The sequence below is a fragment of the Aeromonas sp. R2-1 genome (assembly GCF_040908425.1).
Classification (GTDB): domain Bacteria; phylum Pseudomonadota; class Gammaproteobacteria; order Enterobacterales; family Aeromonadaceae; genus Aeromonas; species Aeromonas caviae.
In genome coordinates, this window is sequence record NZ_JBFODR010000023.1 from 253,995 (window position 1) to 278,136 (window position 24,142).

The 24,142-nt window shown below is 61.2% G+C and carries 19 protein-coding genes and 7 tRNA genes; 17 read left to right on the forward strand and 9 right to left on the reverse strand.

Going from position 1 to position 24,142, the window contains the following annotated elements; translation table 11 throughout:
• Positions 1 to 2: 2 nt before the first annotated feature.
• The gene (locus AB5Y80_RS07425) at positions 3 to 410 is read right to left on the reverse strand and encodes a Spy/CpxP family protein refolding chaperone (RefSeq protein WP_042879416.1); all 408 of its coding nucleotides are present in this window, start codon (positions 408 to 410) and stop codon (positions 3 to 5) included.
• A 247-nt stretch (positions 411 to 657) separates the two neighbouring features.
• On the opposite strand from AB5Y80_RS07425, the gene pncC reads away from it, so the two are divergent.
• From pncC to AB5Y80_RS07485, 12 genes are all read left to right on the forward strand, one after another.
• Entirely contained in the window at positions 658 to 1,149 is a 492-nt protein-coding gene (pncC, locus tag AB5Y80_RS07430) for a nicotinamide-nucleotide amidase (RefSeq protein WP_368172777.1), read from the forward strand.
• 80 nt (positions 1,150 to 1,229) lie between these two features.
• Positions 1,230 to 2,294: a recombinase RecA gene (gene recA, locus AB5Y80_RS07435; RefSeq protein WP_010672819.1), complete on the forward strand. Its 1,065-nt coding sequence runs from the start codon at positions 1,230 to 1,232 to the stop codon at positions 2,292 to 2,294.
• Between the two features lie 41 nt (positions 2,295 to 2,335).
• Complete coding sequence (locus AB5Y80_RS07440; protein ID WP_113978665.1) at positions 2,336 to 2,842, forward strand: regulatory protein RecX; 507 nt, start codon at positions 2,336 to 2,338, stop codon at positions 2,840 to 2,842.
• Between the two features lie 272 nt (positions 2,843 to 3,114).
• Positions 3,115 to 5,739: an alanine--tRNA ligase gene (gene alaS, locus AB5Y80_RS07445; protein WP_010672821.1), complete on the forward strand. Its 2,625-nt coding sequence runs from the start codon at positions 3,115 to 3,117 to the stop codon at positions 5,737 to 5,739.
• A 16-nt stretch (positions 5,740 to 5,755) separates the two neighbouring features.
• Complete coding sequence (locus AB5Y80_RS07450; RefSeq protein ID WP_010672822.1) at positions 5,756 to 7,003, forward strand: aspartate kinase; 1,248 nt, start codon at positions 5,756 to 5,758, stop codon at positions 7,001 to 7,003.
• A gap of 93 nt (positions 7,004 to 7,096) precedes the next feature.
• Positions 7,097 to 7,285 (forward strand): carbon storage regulator CsrA, encoded by a 189-nt coding sequence (gene csrA, locus AB5Y80_RS07455; protein ID WP_005315760.1) that lies wholly within the window; start codon positions 7,097 to 7,099, stop codon positions 7,283 to 7,285.
• Between the two features lie 212 nt (positions 7,286 to 7,497).
• A tRNA-Ser gene (locus AB5Y80_RS07460) sits at positions 7,498 to 7,590 on the forward strand.
• Positions 7,591 to 7,594: 4 nt separating this feature from the next.
• Positions 7,595 to 7,671: transfer RNA gene (locus tag AB5Y80_RS07465), tRNA-Arg, on the forward strand.
• 94 nt (positions 7,672 to 7,765) lie between these two features.
• Positions 7,766 to 7,842, forward strand: a tRNA-Arg gene (locus AB5Y80_RS07470).
• A 25-nt stretch (positions 7,843 to 7,867) separates the two neighbouring features.
• Positions 7,868 to 7,944, forward strand: a tRNA-Arg gene (locus tag AB5Y80_RS07475).
• 27 nt (positions 7,945 to 7,971) lie between these two features.
• Positions 7,972 to 8,048, forward strand: a tRNA-Arg gene (locus AB5Y80_RS07480).
• 27 nt (positions 8,049 to 8,075) lie between these two features.
• A tRNA-Arg gene (locus AB5Y80_RS07485) sits at positions 8,076 to 8,152 on the forward strand.
• Positions 8,153 to 8,477: 325 nt separating this feature from the next.
• Here AB5Y80_RS07485 and pbpG read toward each other — a convergent pair.
• The 6 genes from pbpG to pepA all read right to left on the reverse strand — a co-directional run bounded on the left by pbpG (position 8,478) and on the right by pepA (position 16,680).
• Positions 8,478 to 9,305 (reverse strand): D-alanyl-D-alanine endopeptidase, encoded by an 828-nt coding sequence (gene pbpG / locus AB5Y80_RS07490; RefSeq protein WP_029313722.1) that lies wholly within the window; start codon positions 9,303 to 9,305, stop codon positions 8,478 to 8,480.
• 136 nt (positions 9,306 to 9,441) lie between these two features.
• Positions 9,442 to 10,107: a DedA family protein gene (locus tag AB5Y80_RS07495; RefSeq protein WP_010672956.1), complete on the reverse strand. Its 666-nt coding sequence runs from the start codon at positions 10,105 to 10,107 to the stop codon at positions 9,442 to 9,444.
• 18 nt (positions 10,108 to 10,125) lie between these two features.
• Positions 10,126 to 11,418: a hemolysin family protein gene (locus AB5Y80_RS07500; RefSeq protein WP_368172743.1), complete on the reverse strand. Its 1,293-nt coding sequence runs from the start codon at positions 11,416 to 11,418 to the stop codon at positions 10,126 to 10,128.
• A 207-nt stretch (positions 11,419 to 11,625) separates the two neighbouring features.
• Positions 11,626 to 14,478, reverse strand: a complete 2,853-nt coding sequence (locus tag AB5Y80_RS07505; RefSeq protein WP_183149268.1) for a valine--tRNA ligase — start codon at positions 14,476 to 14,478, stop codon at positions 11,626 to 11,628.
• 65 nt (positions 14,479 to 14,543) lie between these two features.
• A complete protein-coding gene (locus tag AB5Y80_RS07510) occupies positions 14,544 to 14,999 on the reverse strand; it encodes a DNA polymerase III subunit chi (RefSeq protein WP_010672959.1) in 456 nt (151 codons plus the stop codon).
• A gap of 169 nt (positions 15,000 to 15,168) precedes the next feature.
• The gene (gene pepA / locus AB5Y80_RS07515; protein WP_042864475.1) at positions 15,169 to 16,680 is read right to left on the reverse strand and encodes a leucyl aminopeptidase; all 1,512 of its coding nucleotides are present in this window, start codon (positions 16,678 to 16,680) and stop codon (positions 15,169 to 15,171) included.
• A gap of 172 nt (positions 16,681 to 16,852) precedes the next feature.
• Between pepA and lptF the strand changes: the two genes are divergently transcribed.
• Complete coding sequence (gene lptF / locus AB5Y80_RS07520; protein ID WP_029313726.1) at positions 16,853 to 17,965, forward strand: LPS export ABC transporter permease LptF; 1,113 nt, start codon at positions 16,853 to 16,855, stop codon at positions 17,963 to 17,965.
• 25 nt (positions 17,966 to 17,990) lie between these two features.
• On the forward strand, positions 17,991 to 19,061 hold the full coding sequence (lptG, locus tag AB5Y80_RS07525; RefSeq protein ID WP_010672962.1) for an LPS export ABC transporter permease LptG: 1,071 nt from the start codon (positions 17,991 to 17,993) through the stop codon (positions 19,059 to 19,061).
• A 144-nt stretch (positions 19,062 to 19,205) separates the two neighbouring features.
• Here lptG and AB5Y80_RS07530 read toward each other — a convergent pair whose 3' ends face one another.
• The gene (locus tag AB5Y80_RS07530; protein ID WP_182955507.1) at positions 19,206 to 19,718 is read right to left on the reverse strand and encodes an RDD family protein; all 513 of its coding nucleotides are present in this window, start codon (positions 19,716 to 19,718) and stop codon (positions 19,206 to 19,208) included.
• 143 nt (positions 19,719 to 19,861) lie between these two features.
• Between AB5Y80_RS07530 and AB5Y80_RS07535 the strand changes: the two genes are divergently transcribed.
• A tRNA-Leu gene (locus tag AB5Y80_RS07535) sits at positions 19,862 to 19,946 on the forward strand.
• A 161-nt stretch (positions 19,947 to 20,107) separates the two neighbouring features.
• Here the strand turns inward: AB5Y80_RS07535 and AB5Y80_RS07540 are convergent.
• Positions 20,108 to 20,476 (reverse strand): VOC family protein, encoded by a 369-nt coding sequence (locus tag AB5Y80_RS07540; RefSeq protein WP_167825787.1) that lies wholly within the window; start codon positions 20,474 to 20,476, stop codon positions 20,108 to 20,110.
• A 533-nt stretch (positions 20,477 to 21,009) separates the two neighbouring features.
• Between AB5Y80_RS07540 and amt the strand changes: the two genes are divergently transcribed.
• Positions 21,010 to 22,437 carry an ammonium transporter gene (gene amt / locus AB5Y80_RS07545; RefSeq protein ID WP_010673021.1) on the forward strand — a complete coding sequence of 476 codons (1,428 nt, stop codon included), beginning with the start codon at positions 21,010 to 21,012 and terminating at the stop codon, positions 22,435 to 22,437.
• Positions 22,438 to 22,668: 231 nt separating this feature from the next.
• On the forward strand, positions 22,669 to 24,021 hold the full coding sequence (rlmD, locus tag AB5Y80_RS07550; protein ID WP_368172744.1) for a 23S rRNA (uracil(1939)-C(5))-methyltransferase RlmD: 1,353 nt from the start codon (positions 22,669 to 22,671) through the stop codon (positions 24,019 to 24,021).
• Positions 24,022 to 24,142: the final 121 nt, after the last annotated feature.

Below are 24,142 nucleotides of genomic sequence, written 5' to 3' on the forward strand. Positions count from 1 at the left end.
TCTCAATACATGGCTTCGTCGCCACTCATCATCTGCTGCAGCTTGGCTTTCTGCTCGGGGGTCAGCACCTTGCTGACTTCGAACAGGTAGAAGGCGCGGTAGTAACGGGCCTGGGCCTGAATGTCGCTGATGGCCTGCAGTTGTTTCTTGGCGGCTGCCTCATCCCACTTGCCAGACTTGATCATGTTGACGATCACGTCCTGGCCGATGGCGTCGAGCTTGAGTGAGCTCAGGCTATTCATGGTTTGTTCACGCAATCCTTTGATCTGCTCCGTCTGGGCGCTGGACAAGTTCAGCTCCTGGGCCAGGGTGGTCTCGCTCTGCAGGTCTGTGGCAGCCTCGGTGGCAAAGGTATTGCTGGCAAAGCACATCGCCAGGGCGGCAACGGCGACTTTAAATTGATGCTTCATCTGCTTTCTCCAGTATCTAACAAATAGAAACCGCATGGATGGCGGTGCCTGCTGATTATAGGAAGCACCCATGTACTGGAGCTTAAGCGCGGGTAACTTGCCGCTGCGGTGCGCTTGCGCCGCATCCCCCCAGGGCCATGTCGATTGGCGACTGACGCAGCCGGCCTTGGGCCGGTTGCTCGCAATTCGGGGCAACTGCATAATGGCCCCCATGTTTTCCCCGCAAGGGGCCAGAGAGGGCATCATGATGGGACTTGAGGCAGAGATCGACCGTCTATCCCGAGAGCTGGGCGAGGCACTGCTGGCCAGAGGCTGGCTGGCCGCCACGGCGGAATCCTGCACCGGCGGCGGGGTTGCCACTGCCATCACGGATACTGCCGGCAGCTCTGCCTGGTTCGATCGCGGTTTCGTGACCTACACCAACGAAGCCAAACAGCAGATGCTCGGCGTCAGCATCTACAGCCTGTTGCGCCACGGCGCCGTCAGCGAACCCGTGGTGTTGGAGATGACCCGGGGCTGCCTGGCTCGCTCCGATGCGGGTATCTGCGTGGCCATCAGCGGTATCGCCGGGCCTGGTGGTGGCAGCGAGGAGAAACCGGTCGGCACTGTCTGGTTTGCCTGGGCAGATCGTACCGGTCGTCACCACTCCCTGCTTGCCCGTTTCGATGGGGATCGCCATCAGGTGCGCCAGCAGGCGGTCAGACAGGCCTTGTCCGGACTCCTGGCACTGCTCAAATAAATTGGGCTTGATACTGTATGCATAAACAGTATACTTAGCCCAACTTCACTTCTTACTCACGATTCCCAGCGGAGATTGGCATGGATCAGAACAAACAGAAGGCACTGGCGGCTGCGCTGGGCCAGATCGAAAAGCAGTTTGGCAAAGGCTCCATCATGCGTCTGGGCGACAGCAAGACCATGGATATCGAAGCCATCTCCACCGGCTCTCTCTCTCTGGACGTGGCGCTGGGGATCGGTGGTCTGCCGTGCGGTCGTATCGTCGAGATCTACGGTCCGGAATCGTCCGGTAAAACTACGCTGACCCTGCAGGTGATCGCCGAAGCCCAGAAGAAGGGCAAAACCTGTGCCTTCGTCGATGCGGAGCACGCACTTGATCCTATCTATGCCGCCAAGCTGGGCGTCAACGTCGACGACCTGCTCATCTCCCAGCCGGATACCGGTGAACAGGCACTGGAGATTTGCGACATGCTGGTGCGCTCCAATGCCGTCGACGTCATCATCGTCGACTCCGTGGCGGCCCTGACCCCGAAAGCGGAAATCGAAGGCGAAATGGGTGACTCCCACGTCGGCCTGCAGGCCCGACTGATGTCCCAGGCGCTGCGTAAATTGACCGCCAACATCAAGAACGCCAACTGCCTGTGCATCTTCATCAACCAGATCCGGATGAAGATTGGCGTCATGTTCGGCAGCCCGGAGACCACCACCGGTGGTAACGCTCTGAAGTTTTACGCCTCCGTGCGCCTGGACATCCGTCGTACCGGCGCCATCAAGGAAGGGGACGAGGTGGTCGGCAACGAAACCCGCGTCAAGGTCGTCAAGAACAAGGTGGCGCCACCCTTCAAGCAGGCTGAGTTCCAGATCTTCTATGGTGCCGGTATCTCCAAGGAGGGCGAACTGGTGGATCTCGGCGTCAAGCACAAGCTGATCGACAAGGCGGGCGCCTGGTACAGCTACAACGGCGAGAAGATCGGCCAGGGCAAAGCCAACGTGATGAAGCTCTTCTCCGAAAACAAGGCACTGGCTGCCGAGGTGGAAGTGAAGCTGCGCGAGCTGCTGCTCTCTGGCGCCGCGCCGGTGGAAGAGAAGGCCACGGCTGCCGAATACGACGAGTTTGAAGCCGAAAACGAACAAGAGTTCGAATAAGGAATGAGGAAAGGCCGGGTTGATACCCGGCCTTGTTGTTTATGGCGGATGAATCAGTGAACGAAACGGGCGAGCCCGTCGAATTGACCTTTGAAGAGCAGCTGGCGGCCGCCCGTGCCTACGCCATGCGCAGTCTGGCCCGTCGCGAGAGTGCCGAGTCGGAGCTGGCCAGACGCCTGCGTCAGAAGGGATTCGAGGAGGAGGTGGTCGCCGTTGTACTCGACCATTGCCGTGGCTATGGCTGGGTCAATGACGATCGTTACGGTGCCATGGCGGTGCGGGCTGGTGCGGCCAAAGGCCATGGTCCGCTCAGGATCCGCTTCGACCTGCGCCGCAAGGGGCTGGATGACACCCAGATCGAGGCGGCCCTGGATCAACCCGAGCTTGATTGGTTCGAACTGGCGCTTGCGTTGTTGTCGCGTCGGGCAAAGGCGACCGACCTTGCCGACTTCAAACTGCGCATGAAGTGGCTCAAATATCTGATGGGGCGTGGTTTTACCCAGGAACAAGCCCGTTACGCCCTCTCAGCCATGCAAGGTGAGCAATAGTGGCGCGCCGAGGTTGAACACCTATAGCAACTGGCGTGCGGTGCGGCTGGTGGGGAATATCAGCCCTTCGCCGGGTCTGTCGATGGCGGCCCTGTGGTCGAGCGAGGCATCCTGAAGCCCCCCTGTTGTGACGTCCTTGCGGGTGCTGCTGCCAAACGCTGGCCCCTTGGGGGCTATTTCACCCGCCAAGGGTCCCCACGTTTTACTTTACCTTGCAGAAAACTTACATTAATGCGGTTAAAAGTCCGTATTCGAATCAAGCAGGATTTTCCATGTACATGTCCACGTCAGAGATTCGCGCTGCGTTTCTCGAGTATTTCCGCACCCAGGGACACCAGGTTGTCTCTTCCAGCTCGCTGGTACCGCACAACGATCCGACCCTGCTGTTCACCAACGCAGGGATGAACCAGTTCAAGGACGTGTTCCTTGGCGCCGACAAGCGTGCCTATCACCGTGCCACCACGGCCCAGCGTTGCGTGCGGGCTGGCGGCAAGCACAATGACCTGGAAAACGTCGGCTATACCGCCCGTCACCACACCTTCTTCGAGATGCTGGGCAACTTCAGCTTCGGTGACTACTTCAAGCAGGACGCCATCCGGTTTGCATGGGAATTCCTGACCGGTACCCTCAAGCTGCCCAAAGAGCGCCTGCTGGTGACCGTCTACGCGACTGACGACGAAGCCTTCGACATCTGGGAAAAAGAGGTCGGCGTGCCGGCCGATCGCATCGTGCGCATCGGTGACAACAAGGGTGCTCCTTATGCATCCGACAACTTCTGGGCTATGGGCGATACCGGCCCATGCGGTCCCTGCACCGAGATCTTCTACGACCACGGCGATCACATCTGGGGTGGCCCTCCCGGTTCACCGGAAGAGGATGGCGACCGCTTCATCGAGATCTGGAACGTGGTCTTCATGCAGTTCAACCGTCAGGCTGACGGCACCATGGAGCCGCTGCCCCGTCCGTCCGTGGATACCGGCATGGGTCTGGAGCGTATCTCCGCCATCATGCAGGGGGTGCACTCCAACTACGAGATCGACATCTTCCAGGCGTTGATCAAGAAGGCGGCCGAGATTGTCGGCACCACGGATCTGAGCAACCAGTCCCTGCGCGTCATCGCGGACCACATCCGTTCCTGCGCCTTCCTGGTGGCTGACGGTGTCATGCCCTCCAATGAAGGTCGCGGCTACGTGCTGCGCCGCATCATCCGCCGCGCCGTGCGTCACGGCCGCAAGCTGGGTGCTACCGACGTCTTCTTCTACAAGCTGGCTGCCGAGCTGGCCGTGCAGATGAAGGATGTGGCGGCGGAACTGATCGCCCAGCTGCCGCTGGTCGAGCGAGTGTTGCGCATCGAGGAGGAGCAATTCGTCCGCACGTTGGACAGAGGTCTGCTGCTGCTGGAAGACGTCCTGGCCAACCTCGGTGATGCCAAGGTTATCCCGGGTGAAGTGGTGTTCAAGCTCTATGACACTTACGGCTTCCCGGCCGACCTGACCGCCGATGTGGTGCGCGAGCGCGAGATCGGCATCGACGAAGAGGGCTTCAAGGCCGAGATGGAGAAGCAGCGCGCCCGCGCGAAAGAGGCTTCCAGTTTCGGCGTGAACTACAACGACGTGCTGAAGCTCGATTTCGAGACTCCCTTTACCGGTTACAAGCAGCTGAGCCAGAACACCCAGGTGGTCGGTATCTACAAGGATGGTGTCGAGGTCAATGGCCTCATCGCCGGGGAAGAGGCAGTGATCGTGCTGGCGGAAACCCCCTTCTATGCGGAGTCCGGCGGTCAGGTGGGTGACAGTGGCATCCTCAAGGTGGATGACGGCATCTTCGCCGTCACCGACACCCAGAAAGCGGGCAAGGCGATCATCCACAAGGGCTATCTGGAACTGGGTACCCTGGAGAAGGGAGCCGAGGTCGAGGCCGTGGTCGATGGCGACCGTCGTCAGGCCATCGCCCTTAACCACTCCGTGACTCACCTGCTGCACGCGGCCTTGCGCCAGGCGCTGGGTGAGCACGTGACCCAGAAAGGATCCCTGGTGGGCGCCGAGCGCATGCGCTTCGACTTCTCCCACTTCGAAGGGCTGACCATGGCGACCATTCGCCGGATCGAGGAGCTCGTCAACGCCCAGATCCGTGCCAACCACGAGGTGGCCACCCAGCTGATGGGGCTGGAAGAGGCCAAGTCAGCCGGTGCTATGGCGCTGTTTGGCGAGAAATATGAAGACGATGTGCGTGTGGTACGCATGGGCGACTACTCCACCGAGCTGTGCGGCGGTACTCACGCCAAGCGCACCGGTGACATCGGCTTCTTCAAGATCATTGCCGAGAGCGGCATCGCGGCTGGCGTGCGTCGTATCGAAGCGGTCACCGGCAAGAGCGCCATCGATCTGATGCACCAGCTGGGTGAACAGATCGAAGAGGCCGCCGCGTTGGTGAAGGGCGATCAGTTCTCCATCGCCGACAAGGTGCGCCAGGTACTGGACAAGGCCAAGATGATGGAGCGCGAGCTGGAACAGCTCAAGGCCAAGCTGGCGGCGCAGGCGGGTAACGACCTGCTGAGTCAGGTCATCGACATCAATGGCCAGAAGGTGCTGGTTGCCGCCCTGGAAGGGGTCGACCCCAAATCCCTGCGCGGCATGCTGGACGAGCTGAAGAACCAGATGAAATCCGGTGTCGTGCTGCTGGCAACCAGCAGTGATGGCAAGGTCAACCTGATCGCGGGCGTGACCAATGATCTGACCGGCAAGGTCAAAGCTGGTGAGCTGGTCAATCTGGTGGCCCAGCAGGTGGGTGGCAAGGGCGGTGGTCGTCCCGACATGGCCCAGGCGGGTGGTACCCAGCCTGAGGCGGTGCCGGCGGCGCTGCAATCCGTTCACTCCTGGCTGGAAGAGCGCCTGTAAGCGGGCGAGGTGATCTGTGGCACTCTATGTACAGAAGTACGGTGGCACCTCGGTCGGCACGCTGGAGCGGATCGAGGCAGTTGCTGAGCGGGTTCAACTGACCCGTGCCCAGGGACATGACGTGGTGGTGGTGGTCTCCGCCATGTCGGGCGAAACCAACCGGTTGCTGGGCATGGCCCAGCAGCTGGACCAGGATGCCAACCGGCGCGAGATGGATGTGCTGATCTCCACCGGTGAGCAGGTCACTATTGCACTGCTGGCGATTGCGCTCAACAAGCGCGGTTGCCCCGCAGTCTCGATGACCGGTGATCAGGTCCGCATCCACACCGACTCCGCCTATGGCAAGGCGCGCATCACCCGTATCGACACCGAGCAGGTGGAAGCCGCACTCGGTGCCGGCAAGGTGGTGGTGATCGCCGGTTTCCAGGGGCGCGATGAGCACAATGCCATCACTACCCTGGGCCGAGGGGGGTCGGATACCACCGCGGTGGCCGTGGCTGCGGCCATCAAGGCCGATGAGTGCCAGATCTTTACCGATGTGGACGGGGTGTATACCACGGATCCGCGCATCGAGCCCAAGGCGCGTCGCCTCGATACCATCACCTTCGAGGAGATGCTCGAGATGGCGAGTCTCGGAGCCAAGGTGTTGCAGATCCGTTCGGTCGAGTTCGCGGGCAAGTACCGCGTGCCGCTAAGGGTGCTGTCGAGTTTCGTCGACGGAGAGGGAACCTTAATCACATATGGAGGTGAGAGGATGGAAGCACCCCTGGTATCCGGCATTGCGTTCAATCGCAACGAGGCCAGCCTGACCATTCTGGGTGTGCCGGACAGGCCGACCGTGGCCGCGCAGATCCTGAATCCGATCAGCGACGCCAACATAGATGTCGACATGATAGTGCAGAACACCATGGGGGATGGTACCGCCGACTTCACCTTCACGGTGAATCGCGATGATTATCGCCGGGCCCGCGCCTTGCTGGAGGAGACCGCCAGCGAGCTGGGGGCCGCCTGCGTGCAGGGCAACGGAGAGATCGCCAAGGTCTCCATCGTCGGGGTCGGCATGTGGAATCATCCTGGTGTAGCGCGCACCATGTTCAAGGTATTGGGTGAGGAAGGGATCAACATGCAGCTGATCTCCACCTCTGAAATCAAGATATCCGTGGTGATTGACGAGAAGTACCTGGAGCTGGCCGTGCGTTCGTTGCACTCGGCGTTCGGGTTGGATCAAGAGCCTCATGAGCAGCCCTTGGGAAACAATCCCTGATTGATTTAGTTTCAACCATTTACCATATCGGTATCTTTGTAAGATAATGGCGCATATCGATATAAATACAAAACAGGATACAGGAGCAAGCGAATGCTTATTTTGACTCGTCGTGTAGGGGAAACCCTGATGATTGGTGACGAAGTAACCGTTACCGTACTGGGCGTAAAAGGGAACCAGGTTCGTATCGGTGTGAATGCACCGAAAGAGGTTTCCGTACACCGCGAAGAGATCTACATGCGGATACAGGCCGAGAAAGTCCCGGGCCAACCGAATTTCTAAGCCATTTCATGGCTGCCTGAAGGCGACATCCCGGATGTCGCCTTTTGTTTTTCAGGGGCCTGCAAATCGGCCTGCAGAGCGCGAAACTACTGGGTAAGTGTCGATATTGCTTGAATATTCCACTCTTTGGCCAAATGCTGAGCGAACGCTCTGTTTTCTCCAAAAAAGTGTTTGACTAAAAATCCCTGTGAAGTATTATCAGCCCCGCAAACGGAGAGGTGGCCGAGAGGCTGAAGGCGCTCCCCTGCTAAGGGAGTATGCGGCTTATACCCGCATCGGGGGTTCGAATCCCCCCTTCTCCGCCATTTTGCGCCCGTAGCTCAGCTGGATAGAGTACCTGGCTACGAACCAGGTGGTCAGAGGTTCGAATCCTCTCGGGCGCACCATATTTGACTCTTGGAGTCATGTGTTGACCATCAGCAAGTCGGCACTAAAGAAGGCTTACTGTTGAGTAAGCTTTTTTTATCGTTTGAAAACAGGGCGCCCGTAGCTCAGCTGGATAGAGTACCTGGCTACGAACCAGGTGGTCAGAGGTTCGAATCCTCTCGGGCGCACCATTTCAAGCAATACAATGATTTATGAGCGCCCGTAGCTCAGCTGGATAGAGTACCTGGCTACGAACCAGGTGGTCAGAGGTTCGAATCCTCTCGGGCGCACCATGTTTCAAGCAGTGCAACAATTTATGAGCGCCCGTAGCTCAGCTGGATAGAGTACCTGGCTACGAACCAGGTGGTCAGAGGTTCGAATCCTCTCGGGCGCACCATATTTCAAGCAGTGCAACAAGTTGTGAGCGCCCGTAGCTCAGCTGGATAGAGTACCTGGCTACGAACCAGGTGGTCAGAGGTTCGAATCCTCTCGGGCGCACCATACAGACAGCCTCGACGTCAGTCGGGGCTGTTTTTTTATGGGCGATATCCTCCTCCCCATCATGGGGTTGTCTCTCTCGTGTTCTTCTCCCTGACGCTCCCACGGGGGACGGTTCCCCCTGGCTGCACGTGCCCCCGGGTAACCACTCTCGACGGGTCTTGCCTGGCAGGCTGCTGATGCATCCCGTGGCCGTGCCTGTGAACCTGGGTGCCCTTACCATACGCACTATGCTGTGCGGGGCTGGCGCTCTCTGGCGGCTTGCTGAGGCGTTTGGCGGGCAATAAAAAGGATGCCGCGGCATCCTTTCATGTCTTCGTGGAGAGAATCAGCTTTTCAGCCACTTGCGGATGCGGTTGGCATCCCCGACAGGGGTGCGTTTGCCCACCGAGTTGAGCAGTACGATGGCGAGCTCCTGACGATCCGGTTTGGCACGCATCAGCAGGCAGCGGCCCGCTTCGTCGGTATAGCCTGTCTTGGAGAGGCGTACATCCCAGTCCGGGTTCTTCACCAGCGGGTTGGTATTGTTGAACATCAGGCTGTAGGCCGGCTTGTGAAAGCGCATCTCCCTGCTGGTGTCCTGGGTGAATTCACGGATCAGCGGCTGTCGATAGGCCGCAGAGAGGAGCTTGGCCAGATCCTGGGCGGTGGAGACGTTGCGGGTGGAGAGACCGGTGGAGTCATAGTAGCGGGTGTTGCGCATGCCGAGCTGTCTGGCCTTGTTGTTCATGGCGCGGATGAAGGCCTGGCGACCCCCCGGGTAGTGGCGGGCAAGCGCCGAGGCCATGCGGTTCTCGGAGGACATCAGCGCCAGATGCAGGGCGTCGCGGCGGCTGACCTGGGTGCCCATGCGCACCCGTGAATAGGTGTGCTTGATGTTGTCCCTGTCGTTCTGATCGATGGTCAGGGTCTGATTGAGGTTCTGGCGGGCATCCAGCACCACCAGCGCCGTCATCAGCTTGGTGAGAGAGGCGATGGGGCGCACCCGGGTGGGGTTTTTCTGATACAGGGTCTTGCCGGTGTTGACGTCCATCACCAGGGCACTGCCCGATTTGAGCTGCAGCTTGGCCGGGTCGGGGGTCGCCAGGGCTGTCTGCGAACCCAGCAGTCCCATCAATCCACCTACCAGCGCGATTGCGCGAATCCAACACCCCATACAACCAACTCCATCCACAGCGAAAAAAGGCGCTAGATTCACTCATTTTTGCCCCTGCTTTACAAGAGCGAGCAGGGGGAATTCGCCACTATTTTCCATAAAAAAGGGCCGCCTGTGGGCGACCCTGTGGTTTGTCTCACTCTCTGGAGACGCCGGGCTTGCGTCTGCTCCACCAGCGCCAGACCAGAGCGATGAGGCCGCCCACCAGCAGCACGACCGGCAGGTAGAGAATGACGCTGAGAAATTGGGACTCATACTGCGCGGCCAGCTTGGTGTGGCTCAGGTAGTAACCCAGCCCGACCAGGGGGCAGATCCACATGATGGAGCTGATCAGGTTGACCACCAGGAAGCGCCCCTGGGGGATCTCGTTGGCGCCGACGATATAGGGGTAGGCGGTACGCACGAAGGCGATGTAGCGGGCGGTGATCAGGGTGATGATGCCGTACTTGTTGAGCAGGTAGTGCACCTTCTCCTTGTGCTTGTCATCGAGATGGGACATCAGCCTGTGATACATCCGGGTGTGGCCGAGGAAACGCCCCTGCATGTAGCCAAGCCAGGTACCGACGAAGGTCGCCATGATCAGCAGCGGGACCACTGCCATCGGCAACACCCCCTGATAGATCAGCACGCCGGTCAGGATCAGCAGGGTATCCCCTGGCAGGAAGGCGGTGGGGATAAAGCCATTCTCGAGCACCAGGAAGGTCAGCAGGACGACATAGACCATGAAGACCATCTTGGGATCAGAGAGTGTCGCCAGATCCTGATGCATAAAGGCGTGAGCCAGGTGGTAAAACTGCTCCATACATGCAAACTCCGCAGGTTAGCTGGGTTGGTCGGTCAAGGGCATGGCAAGCACCTTGTCGATGCGCAGGCCGTCCATATCCACGATTTCCAGTTGCCACTGTTCCAGGGTGACCAGGTCTCCGGTCTGGGGAAGGCGGCCAAGGAGCAGCATGATAAGCCCTCCAAGGGTGTGATAGTGATGTTTTTCTTCTTCCGGCAGACGAACCAGCTCCAGACAGTCCTTCAATTCTGGCAGTGGAATGAGGCCGTCGAGCAGCCAGCTGCCGTCGGCGCGCTGGAAGGCCCAGTTGTCTTCCCCATCTTCCTGCTGGAAGTCGCCGGCCAGGGTTTCCAGCAGATCCTGCTGGGTGACCAGCCCCTGCAGCTCGCCATATTCGTCCACCACCAGCACCATGTGCTCGGAGTGGGTACGGAAGTGGTTGAGCAGCTCCAGGCCGTTGAGGGTCTCCGGCAGCAGGCTGCCGTCCTGGGTCAGCGCCGCCAGATCGATGGGCTCTCCCTTGATGTAGGCGTGCAGCACCTTGCTGACGTTGAGGATGCCGACGAGATCCGACAGGCTGCCGTCACAGACAGGGAAGAAGCTGTGGCGATACTCCACCAGACGTTGGAGGTTCACTTCCAGCGGCAGTGACAGGTCCAGATAGCGGATGTCGCTGCGCGGCACCATCAGGGAGGCCAGGCTGCGTTCGTCGAGGCGGAACACGTTGCGCAACATAGTGTGCTCATGGTCCTCAATCACCCCCGCTTCGGAGCCCTCCACCAGCATGGCGTGGATCTCCTCCTGAGTGACGTTGTTGCTGCTGCGCTGATCGACCCGCAGCAGCCGCAGGCTGGCGTTGGTGGAGGCGGAGAGCAACCAGACGAAGGGACGGGTCAGGGTCGCCAGCCAGAGCATGGGGCGGGCTACCAGACAGGCAATGCGCTCGGCGCTGAGCTGTCCGAGGCGTTTGGGCACGAGCTCCCCTACCACGATGGAGAGATAGGTGACCAGCACGACCACGATGACGGTGGCGAGCAGGCTGCTGCTCTTGGGGGAGAACCCCCACTCCTGCAGCCAGAGAGCGAAGGGCTGGGCCAGCAGGGACTCGCCATAGATACCGTTGAGCAGACCGATGCTGGTGATGCCGATCTGCACGGCGGAGAGGAAATGGGTCGGATCTTCCCCGAGCTTGAGGGCGATGGCGGCGGAGCGGCTCCCTTCGCTCGCCATTTTGGCGAGGCGTGCCTTGCGTGCCGTCACGATGGCGATTTCCGACATGGCGAAGACGCCATTGAGCAAAATCAATCCAAACAGGATCAATATTTCCATACTGCAGCAGCACTCCCGATAGAAAAGACCGCTGGCAGTGTAATGAATTTGCGGGCTCTGCGCTTGTGAAAGGAGGTGATTTGGCTCGTGAATTTTTGAATATCGTCCCGGTGGGAGGGATAAAACTGCGGGGCAGGAGAGGGAGAACTGAACCCCTGACATGAAAAAGCCCCCGATAAACGGGGGCTTGTCATGTTGCGCTGTGGCTTAGAGCGCGGCGATCTCGGCCTGCTGGGCTTCCAGCTTGGTCAGCTGGAGACGGTAATCTTCCAGCTTCTCGCGCTCCTTGATGATGACCGCTTCCGGCGCCTTGGCGACGAAGGCTTCGTTGCCGAGCTTGCCTTCGATGCGGCCGCACTCGCCCACCAGACGGGCCACCTCTTTGGCCAGACGGGCCAGCTCGGCTTCCTTGTCGATGAGACCGGCCATGGGGATCATCAGCTCGGTGGCACCGATCAATTTCTTGACCGACAGCGGGGCGGTTTCACCTGCGCCAAGTACGCGGATGGATTCCAGACGGGCCAGCGACTTGAGGAAGGCCTCGTTGTCAGCGGCGCGCTGGGCATCCTTGGCATCGCACTGGAGCAGCACGTTGAGGGGCACGCTCGGGGCCACGTTCATCTCGGCGCGGATGTTGCGGATGCTGACGATGAACTCCTTCACCCACTCCTGATCCGCCATCGCGGCGTCGTCCACCTTGGCTGCGTCGAATTCCGGGAAAGCCTGAATCATGATGGTGTCGGCGTGTACGCCGGCCAGCGGGGCGACCGATTTCCAGATGGTTTCGGTGATGAACGGGATGATCGGGTGTGCCAGGCGCAGCAGGGTCTCGAGGACACTGACGAGGGTGTGGCGGGCAGCGCGCTGCTCGGCCTCGGAGCCCTTGGTCAGTACCGGCTTGGTCAGCTCCAGATACCAGTCACAGAACTGGTTCCAGATAAATTCGTACAAGACGCCTGCAGCGATGTCGAAGCGGTAGGTATCGAGGGCGGTGCGGAAGTCACGGATGGCCACTTGCAGCTGGGACTGGATCCAGCGATCCGCCAGGCTGAACTGCATCTCGCCACCGGCAAAGCCGCAATCCTGATCTTCGGTGTTCATCAGCACATAGCGGGAGGCGTTCCACAGCTTGTTGCAGAAGTTGTTGTAGCCATCCAGGCGCTTCATGTCCCAGTTGATGTCACGACCGGTAGAGGCCAGCGCCGCCAGGGTGAAGCGCAGGGCGTCGGTGCCGTGGGCATTGATCCCTTCCGGGAACTGCTTGGCGGTGCGCTTGGCGATCTTCTCGGCCATCTGCGGCTGCATCATGTTGCCGGTGCGCTTCTCCAGCAGGTCTTCCAGGGAGATGCCATCGATCATGTCGAGGGGGTCCAGCACGTTGCCCTTGGACTTGGACATCTTCTGGCCTTCTTCGTCACGGATGAGGCCGGTGATATAGACGGTCTTGAACGGGACTTGCGGCTGGCCGTTCTCGTCCTTGATGAAGTGCATGGTCATCATGATCATCCGGGCAATCCAGAAGAAGATGATGTCGAAGCCGCTCATCAGCACGTCGGTCGGGTGGAAGGTCTTGAGCGCCTCGGTGTTGTTCGGCCAGCCCAGGGTGGAGAAGGTCCACAGGGCGGAGCTGAACCAGGTGTCGAGCACGTCTTCGTCCTGACGCAGCACGGTCACGGACGGGATGCTGTGCTTGGCGCGCACTTCCTCTTCGTTGCGGCCCACGTAGACGTTGCCGGCATCGTCATACCAGGCCGGGATGCGGTGACCCCACCACAGCTGACGGGAGACGCACCAGTCCTGAATGTCGCGCATCCAGGAGAAGTACATGTTTTCGTACTGCTTCGGCACGAACTGGATGCGGCCATCTTCCACCGCCTCGATGGCGGTCTTGGCCATGGGGGCCACGCGCACGTACCACTGGTCGGTCAGCATGGGCTCGATGGGCACGCCGCCGCGATCGCCGTAAGGCTGTTGCAGCACGTGATCCTTGATCTCGGCCAGGAGGCCCAGCTCGTCCAGCTTGGCGACGATGGCCTTGCGGGCGGCGAAGCGCTCCATCCCGGCGAACTCGGTCGGCAGGGCGGCGTCATAGGCGGTGCTGGGGTTGCCATTGGTATCGACCACTTCGGCCTCGGCACGCACGTGGGCGTCCAGGGTGAAGATGTTGATCATCGGCAGGTTGTGGCGCTTGCCCACTTCGTTGTCGTTGAAGTCGTGGGCCGGGGTGATTTTCACGCAGCCGGTGCCCTTCTCCATGTCGGCATGTTCGTCGGCAACGATGGGGATCAGACGGTTCACCAGCGGCAGCAGGATATGCTGGCCGATCAGCGCCTTGTAGCGCGGGTCTTCCGGGTTCACGGCCACGGCGGTATCGCCCAGCATGGTTTCCGGACGGGTGGTGGCGACGATCAGGTGATCCTGGCCTTCGGCGGTCTTGGCGCCGTTGGCCAGCGGGTAGCGAAGGTGCCACATGTGGCCCTTGATCTCGCGGTTTTCCACTTCCAGGTCGGAGATGGCGGTGTTGAGCTTGGGATCCCAGTTCACCAGACGCTTGCCGCGGTACATCAGGCCGTCTTCGTACAGGCGCACGAACACTTCCTGGACGGCGGCGGAGAGGCCCTCATCCATGGTGAAGCGCTCGCGCTCCCAGTCCACGGAGTCACCCAGACGGCGCATCTGACGGGTGATGGTGCCGCCGGACTCTTCCTTCCACTGCCAGATCTTGTCAATGAAGGCTTCCCGGCCGTAATCGTGGCGGGTCTTGCCCTCTTCTGCGGCGATCTTGCGCTCAACCACCATCTGGGTGGCGATACCGGCGTGGTCGGTACCCGCTTGCCACAGGGTGTTCTTGCCCTGCATGCGGTTGTAGCGGATCAGGGTGTCCATCAGGGTCTGCTGGAAGGCGTGGCCCATGTGCAGGCTGCCGGTGACGTTCGGCGGCGGGATCATGATGCAGAAGGAGTCTTTGCTGGTGTCGCCGTGGGGCTTGAAGTAACCCTGGGCTTCCCAGTGCTGGTAGAGCGCCTGTTCGATGGCGTTGTGATTAAAAGTCTTTTCCATGGTCTCGCCGTATTCTGGATGGATGGATTCTGGTGTTGATTCGTCGTGGATCGAGGGTGGCACAGTCAGGGCTGCGCCGGATCCGGTGCGGCAAGGACGGGCTGATCCCTCATCTCGAGGGTATGGCCCGCCTGGCGATAGTGCTTGTAGCGCTCGCGGGCTTGCTGCTTTTGCGTTTCGTCAGTGGGGACAAAATCTACCACTTGAGCGAAGTGTCCTGCAAACAAAGGTGTCTGCCGGGCCAGGTTGATGAGGCAGGCATAGCGCCGCCGTGGCGGCTGATGGCCTATCTCCACCGGAGCCTGACCGCTCTCCCCCTGCAACTGGTGCGGCACGAAGCGATCGGGCGGCAACTGCCACAACAGCTCGTCCAGACGCAGGGCCTGGGCCTCGTCCTCGCACAGCAGATAGAGGTGGCCTGCGCTCCAGCCATCGGCCGCAAGTTGGCAGGCGAGGCGCTCGACGGCGGAGGCATCCGCATCATCGGGCTGGCTCATCAGGTAAAAGGTCACTTGGCTCATCAGGTCGGTCCCGTTTGGCTGTGACGGACAGCGATTGGCCGTCTTCGGGAGCCGCGTCTGGCACGGACTTCCCGGATTCTCTCAATGAAACAAGGAAGAGGCAGGCCTCTTCCTTGTGATATAGGGTAACGCCTTCTCGCATCGCTCTTCGAGTCGATGGGGAAGGGGATTACTCCTTGTCTTCGATGTCCGCCACGCCGGCCCGGTTGAGCAGGAACTGGGTCAGCAGGGGCACAGGACGGCCGGTGGAGCCCTTCTCCTTGCCGCTCTTCCAGGCGGTCCCTGCGATATCCAGGTGGGCCCAGTTGTACTTCTTGGTGAAGCGCGACAGGAAGGCCGCGGCGGTGATGGTACCGGCCGGACGGCCACCGATGTTGGCCATGTCCGCGAACGGGCTTTCCAGCTGCTCCTGATACTCGTCGAACAGGGGCAGACGCCAGGCACGATCGCCGGCCTGTTCGGAGGCGTTGAGCAGCTCGTGGGCCAGGGGGTTGTGGTTCGCCAAGAGGCCAGAGGTATGGTGGCCAAGGGCGATGATGCAGGCACCGGTCAGGGTCGCCACGTCGATCACGGTCTCGGGATCGTAGCGGTCCACATAGGTGAGGGCATCGCACAACACCAGGCGGCCTTCGGCGTCGGTGTTGAGCACCTCGACGGTCTGGCCGGACATGGTAGTGAGGATGTCACCAGGGCGGTAGGCGTTGCCCCCCGGCATGTTCTCGCAGCCCGCCAGCACGCCGATGACGTTGATGGGCAGCTGCAACTGGGCCAGAGCGTGCATGGTGCCGAGCACGGAGGCGGCGCCACCCATGTCGTACTTCATCTCGTCCATGCCGTCTGCCGGCTTGATGGAGATGCCGCCGGAGTCGAAGGTCAGCCCCTTGCCCACCAGCACGATGGGCTTGGCGTCGGCGTTGCCCTTGTATTCGATGATGGCCATCATGGCTTCGTTCTCGGAGCCGCGGGCCACCGCCAGGTAGGAGTTCATGCCGAGCTCGGCCATCTCCTGCTCCCCCACCACCCTGGTGGTGATGTTGTCATAGGCATCCGCCAGACGGCGGGCCTGGGAGGCGAGGTAGGCGGGATTGCAGACGTTGGGCGGCATGTTCGCCACGTCGCGGCAGATGCGCACGCCTTTCGCCACGGCCAGGCCGTGGTTGATGGCGCGCTCGCCTATGGTCAGTTCCCGACGCGTCGGCACGTTGAAGACCAGCTTGCGCAACGGACGGCGCGGTTCGGCCTTGTTGGTCTTGAACTGATCGAAGCTGTAGAGGCCTGCCTTGGTGGTTTCAACCGCCTGACGCACCTTCCAGTAGGTATCCCGACCCTTGACGTGCAGCTCGGTCAGGAAGCAGACCGCTTCCATGGAGCCGGTTTCGTTCAGGGTGGTGATGGTCTTGTTGATGATCTGCTTGTACTGGCGCTCGTCGAGTTCGCGCTCCTTGCCGCACCCGACCAGCAGTACGCGCTCGCTGAGCACGCCCGGTACTTGATGCAGCAGCAGCATCTGGCCCGGTTTCCCTTCCAGGTCGCCACGGCGCAGCAGCGAGCTGAGGTAGCCGTCGCTGATCTTGTCCAGCTGTTCGGCAACCGGAGAGAGGCGGCGGGGCTCAAAAACGCCGACCACGACGCAGGCACTGCGTTGCTTCTCAGGACTGCCACTCTTTACACTGAACTCCATGGAATCTCCTACATCCTAAAGACAAAAGGCACCATTTATTGAATAATGCGGTGCTTGTTGGGGTATCAGAGGCGGAGCGAACAGTCACAGGCTCCGCAGTTCAAACTGGTAAAAATCCAATATAGGGCCCTATTTTTCAGGCATTCGACTAAAAACACAAGTTTACTTGGGAATGACTGTGATCGTTTTCCGATATTTGTTCAGGGAGACCCTGAAAACCCAGCTGGCGGTGCTGTTCGTGCTGCTGCTTATCTTCGTCAGCCAGCAATTTATCCAGATCATTGGCGATGCCGCCGATGGTGAGGTGCCGACGCGCCTGGTATCCACCCTCCTGCTGCTCAACCTGCCGAATATGGCGTTGTTGATGCTGCCTATCAGTCTGTTTTTAGCCATTCTGTTTGCTCACGGCCGTTTGTACGCGGAAAGCGAGATGACGGTGATGCACGCGGTGGGTTTCAGTCACCGTTTCATCATGGGCAGCGCCCTGGTGCTGGCCTTGCTGACCGCCGCCGTCGCGGCGTTCAACACCGGCTGGGTCGCCCCCCAGGCCAAGGAGCGGGAGTACCAGGTGATCGACGAGTTCAAGGCCGATCCCGGTATCTCTTTCCTGCAGGCCGGCCGCTTCATGGAGCTCGACAAGGGGCGTCTGGTGGCCTACATCCAGGATCTGAACGACAAGGGGTCGGAGTTGCAGAAAATCTTCGTGCTGCAACGGGCCGAGGGGGGCTCACCCCCGTCAGTGGTGGTGGCCAACGAGGGGCAGGTGACCGCCGACAGCAACGGCTTGCAGTGGCTGACCCTGAAGGATGGTTCGCGCTACGAGGGGCATTTCACCGGCAAGCAGTTCCAGGTCTCGGAGTTTCGTGAATACAGCCTGGTGATCCGCCAGCAGGAGATGGAGCGATCCAACCGCAAGGCGGCGGCCAAGCCGACCCTGGCATTGCTCGGTACCCAGGACAACCAGCTGATGGCCGAATTGCAGTGGCGCCTGTCGCTGCCTCTCTCCATACTGGTGCTCACCTTCCTGGTGGTGCCGATGGCGCGGGTCAATCCCCGTCAGGGGCGTTACGCCAAGCTGCTGCCGGCCATCCTGCTCTATCTCTCCTATTTCCTGCTGCTCAGCGCCGCCCGGTCGGCCATCGACAGCGGGCGTCTGCCCCACTGGCCCGGGATGTTCCTGGTGCCCCTGGTCTATCTGCTTCTGATAGGGTTGCCTCTCAACCTGCAGGGCACCAGCTGGTGGAACGGGGTCAAAGGGCAATTGTTCAAGAGAAAGTCAGCATGATGCTGCAACCTGGGAGTCTCTGCTGATGTTCGGCATTCTCGATAGATACATAGGCAGGGTCATCTTCATGTCGATCCTGCTGTGCGAGCTGACCCTGGTCGGGCTGGCCGCGCTCATCAAGTACGTGGAGCAGTTGAAGGCGGTCGGGGAAGGCAACTACGACATGCTCAACGCCCTCTACTACGTGCTGCTCTCCATGCCCAAGGAGGCGGTGCTCTTCTTCCCCCTGGCGGCCCTGCTCGGTGGCCTCATCGGTCTGGGCCAGCTCGCGACCAGCTCCGAGCTGGTGGTGATGCAGGCGGCGGGTCGCTCCAAGATCAGCATCGTCATGGCGGCGCTCAAGACCGCCATTCCCCTGATGCTGCTGGTGGGGCTGATGGGCGAGTACGTCGCACCGGCCGCCAAGCGGATGGCGGATGACATCAAGGCGGGGGCCATGTCGGAAGGGCGGCTCACGGTCTCGGCCTACGGGGTCTGGGCACGGGATGGCAACAACTTCGTCAACATCAACGGGGTGCGCAACGATGGCGCCCTGACCGGCATCACCCTCTACCGCTTCACTCCGTCCCGCAACCTGATCGACGTGGTGCAGGCGAAGGAGGGGGTGTTCGAGGATCACCACTGGCTGCTGAAACAGGTGCACATCACCCGGTTTGACGATCCCACCCGGATCCAGGACGAAGAGCATGCCCAGATGGCCTGGCAATCCGAGCTGACCCCCAAGCAGCTCGGGGTGGTCAGCATCGATCCCGAGAACCTGCCCATCTCGGGGCTGCGGGACTACATCGGTTATCTGGATGCCAACAAGCAGGATGCCGGCCGCTACAAGCTGGAGATGTGGCGCAAGCTGCTCTCACCGCTCTCCGTGGTGGCCATGATACTGCTCGCCTCCTCCTTCATCTTCGGCCCGCTGCGTTCGGTGAGCATGGGGGCGCGGATGCTGATGGGGATCATGACCGGCTTCGCGGTCTATGTGAGCGACAGGGTGTTCGGCCCGGTCAGCCTGGTCTATGCGGTCCCGCCCATCCTCGCGGCCATCGCACCCAGCCTGCTGTTTGGCGGCATCTCCTTCTATATCCTGAGCCGCAAGCAGTAGCGGCCTGAAGGACGGCGGGCTGCTGACAAAAGGCGGCCATTGCTCTCGATGCACCGTTTCCGTCAAGGTTCTGGGCTGCAAGCCGTCAGTTCTGGTCAACAAAAAGGGCACCTCGGGGTGCCCTTTTTCGTTGCCGCCTTGGGATCAGCGATTGAGCTGCTCCAGGTTTTCCGCCTTGCCGAGCACCACCACCTCGCACTCGGCCCAGATGTCCTGGAAGGCGCGGGGGCGGGCGCGATTGAACACACACAGCAGGTTGCCCAGGCCAAAGGCCGAGGTGGCGAGCCGGATCAGGGCCTGGGTGACGCGAATGTTGCTGCCGTCCAGGTTCTGGATGCGCAGGCGCCAGGCCCGCATGCCGATGGTCTGGCCGGCGCGGACCCAGAACCAGGTGTAGAAACCGCAGATGACGAAGGCCAGCCAGGCGCTGTAGAGGGGGCTGGTGAGCAGCCAGGCGGCATCCTTGCCCTCGGGGACGCTCGCCATGCCGGTGGCCAGCAGCAGGTGGGCCACACCCATCCCGATGAAGCCGGCGATGATCAGCAGGGCAATCACCACCAGATAGTCATAGAGCAGGGCGCCGAGACGGCGCAGCAGACCGGCGGACGGATGCCGGGGAGCAGGCTGGAGAGGGGAGGGGGTCTTGCGCTTGGCCATGATGATTATTCCATTAATATGATGCGGGCATTCTATGTAACTGGCCTGGCATCGGCAAGGCGTTGAATAAATGAGCAAACAACGGTGGGCGCAAGAAAAACACCTTGCATGGCCAAGCGCCATTCGTATAATCCCTCGCAGCTGCCCGGGTGGCGAAATCGGTAGACGCAGCGGATTCAAAATCCGCCGTAGCAATACGTGTCGGTTCGAGTCCGACCCCGGGCACCATCAGATTCCATGACAAAAGGCCATCCTCGCGGATGGCCTTTTGTTTTTCCGGGCGGTGCGAAGAGGTGTACCCACAGACCCACAGACCCTCAGACCCTCAGCCCCTCAGCCCTTCAGACCCACAGGCTGTCAGGCCATCAGCCTCTCGGACTGCCATCCCCTCAGTCGATGTTCTGCGCGATGCGCCACAGCACGCCGGCGGGATCGTACAGACAGAATTCCTTCATGCGCCACGGCTGGGTGACGAGCTCCGTGACCCTGACGCCATAGCGGGCGGCGACCTGGCTCGCCTCCACTTGGGCCTGCCAGGCGGCCACGTCCTCCACCAGGAGGTGCATCATGAGCTGCTCGGCCAGCCCCGGGGGGTTGCCATCCTGCAGCAGGAAGCTTGCGTTGCCGAGATGAAAATAGGCCACGCCGTCGCCATCGGAGGCCAGGGTAAAGCCGAGATCCTGATAGAACTGTTTTGACAGCGGGAAATCCCGGGCAGGCACGAAGGCCTTGATTTCGGTCACGTTGAGATTGGGCATGGGCTCCTCGCGGCGCTGGGAACAGGGGAAGATGGCTTGCCAGTATGACCGGGCATGTCGGGGCAGGCCAGACGAATGGCGCGAGTTTGCACTCTTATCGTGCTTGTGCCCCTCGGGTGGGGGGATATTGGCCGTCAGCCTCATTTGATTTCACCATGGTATGGCCCATTTCATTTATTTCATAAATACCTTAGCGGGATAGATAAGCCTGCCAGGGTGACATCACCACGGGTTCGCCCCGTCATTGTGAGGTGGTTGGGTCATCCTGGTGCACTTTCCCGGCAATGCACAGCCAAAGTGCGATTTTCCCCCTGTAACCGGGCATCGTGCGCCAAGATGGTGCGTGTTGAATGTGATAAAAACATAAATCCATGAAATAAAAGGATTATTTTTCTTGGCCTGCTTTATGCTTTCCCCATGTCATGTCGCCATGATGTCTCCGTGAGCCACACAGGTGCGGTGGGCAGGTGGCCAGGTTGGAAATGCATATCAGGAAATGGACCCGGATGCCGGGACGACAAGGAGAGGGCTGTATGTTCAAGAGACTCGTAATGACTGGCCTGCTGGCGCTGGCCGCCACCATGGCCGCCCCGGGCTGGGCCGAAGAGGTGGCCGCGCAGGCCGATGTGGTACAGGCGGCCGCGACCGTGACCATCAACAAGGGGGACAATACCTGGCTGATGGTGGCAGCGGCCCTGGTGATCCTGATGTCCGTGCCGGGCCTCGCCCTCTTTTACGGCGGCCTGGTGCGCGCCAAGAACATGCTGAGCGTGCTGATGCAGGTGTTCACCCTGTTCTGCCTCATCACCGTCCTCTGGGTGGTCTACGGCTACTCCCTGGCCTTCACCGAGGGCGGCGCCTTCTACGGCTCCTTCGACAAGGTGCTGTTGATGGGGGTGACGCCGGATTCCATCGCCGCCACCTTCAGCAAGGGGGTCGGGATCAGCGAGTTCATCTACGTGGTGTTCCAGGGTGCCTTTGCCGCCATCACCTGCGGGCTCATCGTCGGCGGCTTTGCCGAGCGGATGAAGTTCTCGGCGGTGCTGCTGTTCGCGGTGATCTGGTTCACCTTCGCCTATATCCCGATGGCGCACATGGTGTGGTACTGGGCGGGTCCGGATGCTTACACGGATGCGGCCGCCGCCGAAGCGGCCGGTGCCACCGCAGGCTATCTGTTCCAGCACGGCGCTCTGGACTTCGCCGGCGGCACAGTGGTGCACATCAACGCTGCGGTGGCCGGTCTGGTTGGGGCCTTCATGGTGGGCAAACGGGTTGGCTATGGCCGTGACCCCATGACCCCCCACAGCCTGACCATGACCATGATCGGTGCCGCCCTGCTGTGGTTCGGCTGGTTCGGCTTCAACGCTGGCTCTTCCCTCGAAGCCAACGGCACGGCGGCTCTGGCCTTCGCCAACACCTGGATCGCGCCAGCCGCTGCCGCCCTCTCCTGGACCTTCGCCGAGTGGGCGATGAAGGGCCGTCCCTCCCTGCTTGGCGCTGTCTCCGGTGCGGTGGCGGGTCTGGTCGCCATCACCCCTGCCGCCGGTTTCGTCGGTGTGGGGGGCGCCCTTATCATCGGCCTGCTCAGCGGTGTGGCCGGTTTGTGGGGCGTGCACGGTCTCAAGCGTCTGCTGGGGGCCGATGATAGCCTGGACGTGTTCGGCCTGCACGGGGTGTGCGGGATCCTGGGGGCCGTGCTGACCGGGGTGTTCGCCAGCCCGGATCTGGGCGGCACCGGGGTGTGGGACTATGTGACCAACCAGGTGGCCGAGGGATACTCCATCCTGGCCCAGGTCAAGGTACAGGTCATCGGCGTGGGGGTGACCGTGGTCTGGACCGCCCTGGTCTCGGCCGTGGCCTACAAGCTGGTGGACCTGCTGATCGGTCTGCGGGTGAAGGAAGATGCCGAGCGCGAAGGGCTGGACGTGACCAGCCACGGCGAGAAAGCCTACAGCCATTGATCCTGCTGCCATGAATGTCATACCGCCGGCCCCGTCCGGCGGTTTTTTTATTGGGGCGAGATGGCCAGGCTGCCCGGACCGGGCCGCTGGTGGCCGGGGTCGCTATTTGTGTTTGCAGGGTCTTTTATGCCTGCATTTTGGGCGGATCTCCGCTAAACTCTGCCACCCTTTATTCGGGGTCGCCGGGTCTACCCCGTCGTCACCCTCTCTTTCATGCCTTCGGAGCCGCTCATGCCGTTAGTGGGACACCAACATCAGATCGATATTCTGGAACTGACCGACAAGGGGGATGGCAAGGGTCGCCTGTTCGATCGCCCCCTGTTTGTCGAGGGTCTGCTGCCCGGTGAGCAGGCGCTGGTCGAGTTGACCGAGGTCAAACCGAACTACCTGCACGGCAAGCTGGTCGAGCTGACCCAGCCCTCTGCCGATCGGGTGGCCGATTTTTGCCCCAACACCGAATGCGGTGGCTGCCAGGTGCGCCCGCTGGCCTATCCGGCCCAGCTTGCCCTCAAGCAGAGCCTGGTGCAGAGCGCACTGGAGCAGGTCGGGCTGGGTGAGGCCGTGGTCAACCCCATCCTCGGCATGGAGACGCCGTTTGCCTACCGCAACAAGGCCCAGTACGCGGTGCGTGGCAGCGAGACGGGCGCCGAGATCGGCTTCTACCGCAAGCACTCCCATGACCTCATCACCGCCGATGATTGCGCGGTGCAGGACTCGCTGCACGTGGAGCTCAATGCCCGGGTACGCAACTGGATGCGCGAGCACGACATCGCGGCCTATGACGAGGTGGCCCACACCGGCTGCGTGCGCAACCTGATGACCCGCAAGGGCTTCAAGAGCGGCGAGCTGATGGTGGTGCTGGTGACCCTGGGCGAAGCGCTGCCGTTCGAAACCGAGCTGCTGGCGGCCCTGGCGGATCTGCCGGTCACTACTCTGGTGCAGAACATCAACGAGGCGCGCACCAACCGCATCCTGGGTGACAAGAACCGGGTGCTGCTGGGCAGCGGGGTGATCCGCGACAAGATCCACGAGCTCGAATTCGAGATCTCGCCCCTCTCCTTCTTCCAGAACAACCCGAGCCAGACCGACGTGCTCTACTCCAAGGCGCTGGAGTATTGCGAGCTGACCGGCAGCGAGACGGTGTTCGACATCTATTGCGGCATCGGCACCATCTCCCTGTTCCTGGCAGGCAAGGCCGCCAAGGTGGTGGGGATCGAGTCGGTGGAGAGCGCCATCAGCGACGCCCGTCGCAATGCGGCCCTCAACGGCATCGAGCAGACCGAGTTCCACGTGGGCAAGGCGGAGCAGCTGATGCCTGCCCTGCATGCCGACGGGGTGAGTGCCGACGTGGTGGTGATGGATCCGCCCCGCAAGGGCTGTGACAAGGCGGTATTGCAGACCCTGGTGGCGATGGCGCCGCGCCGTCTGGTCTATGTATCCTGCAACCCCCAGACCCTGGCCCGGGATCTCGCCTGGCTGGTCAAGCAGGGCTTCGTGCTGGACGAGGTGCAGCCGGTGGACATGTTCCCGCACTCCATGCACGTGGAAGCCGTTGCTCGCCTGAGCCTGCCAGCGAAGGCCTGATCGTCGCTCGGGATCTTCCCCTCGCGCGATGCAGGTGGAAGCGGTCGCCTGCCTGAGCCTGCCAGCGAAAGCCTGATCGGGCCGAGGGCGTGGCGTTAGCCAGATGGCTCTGATAAAAACG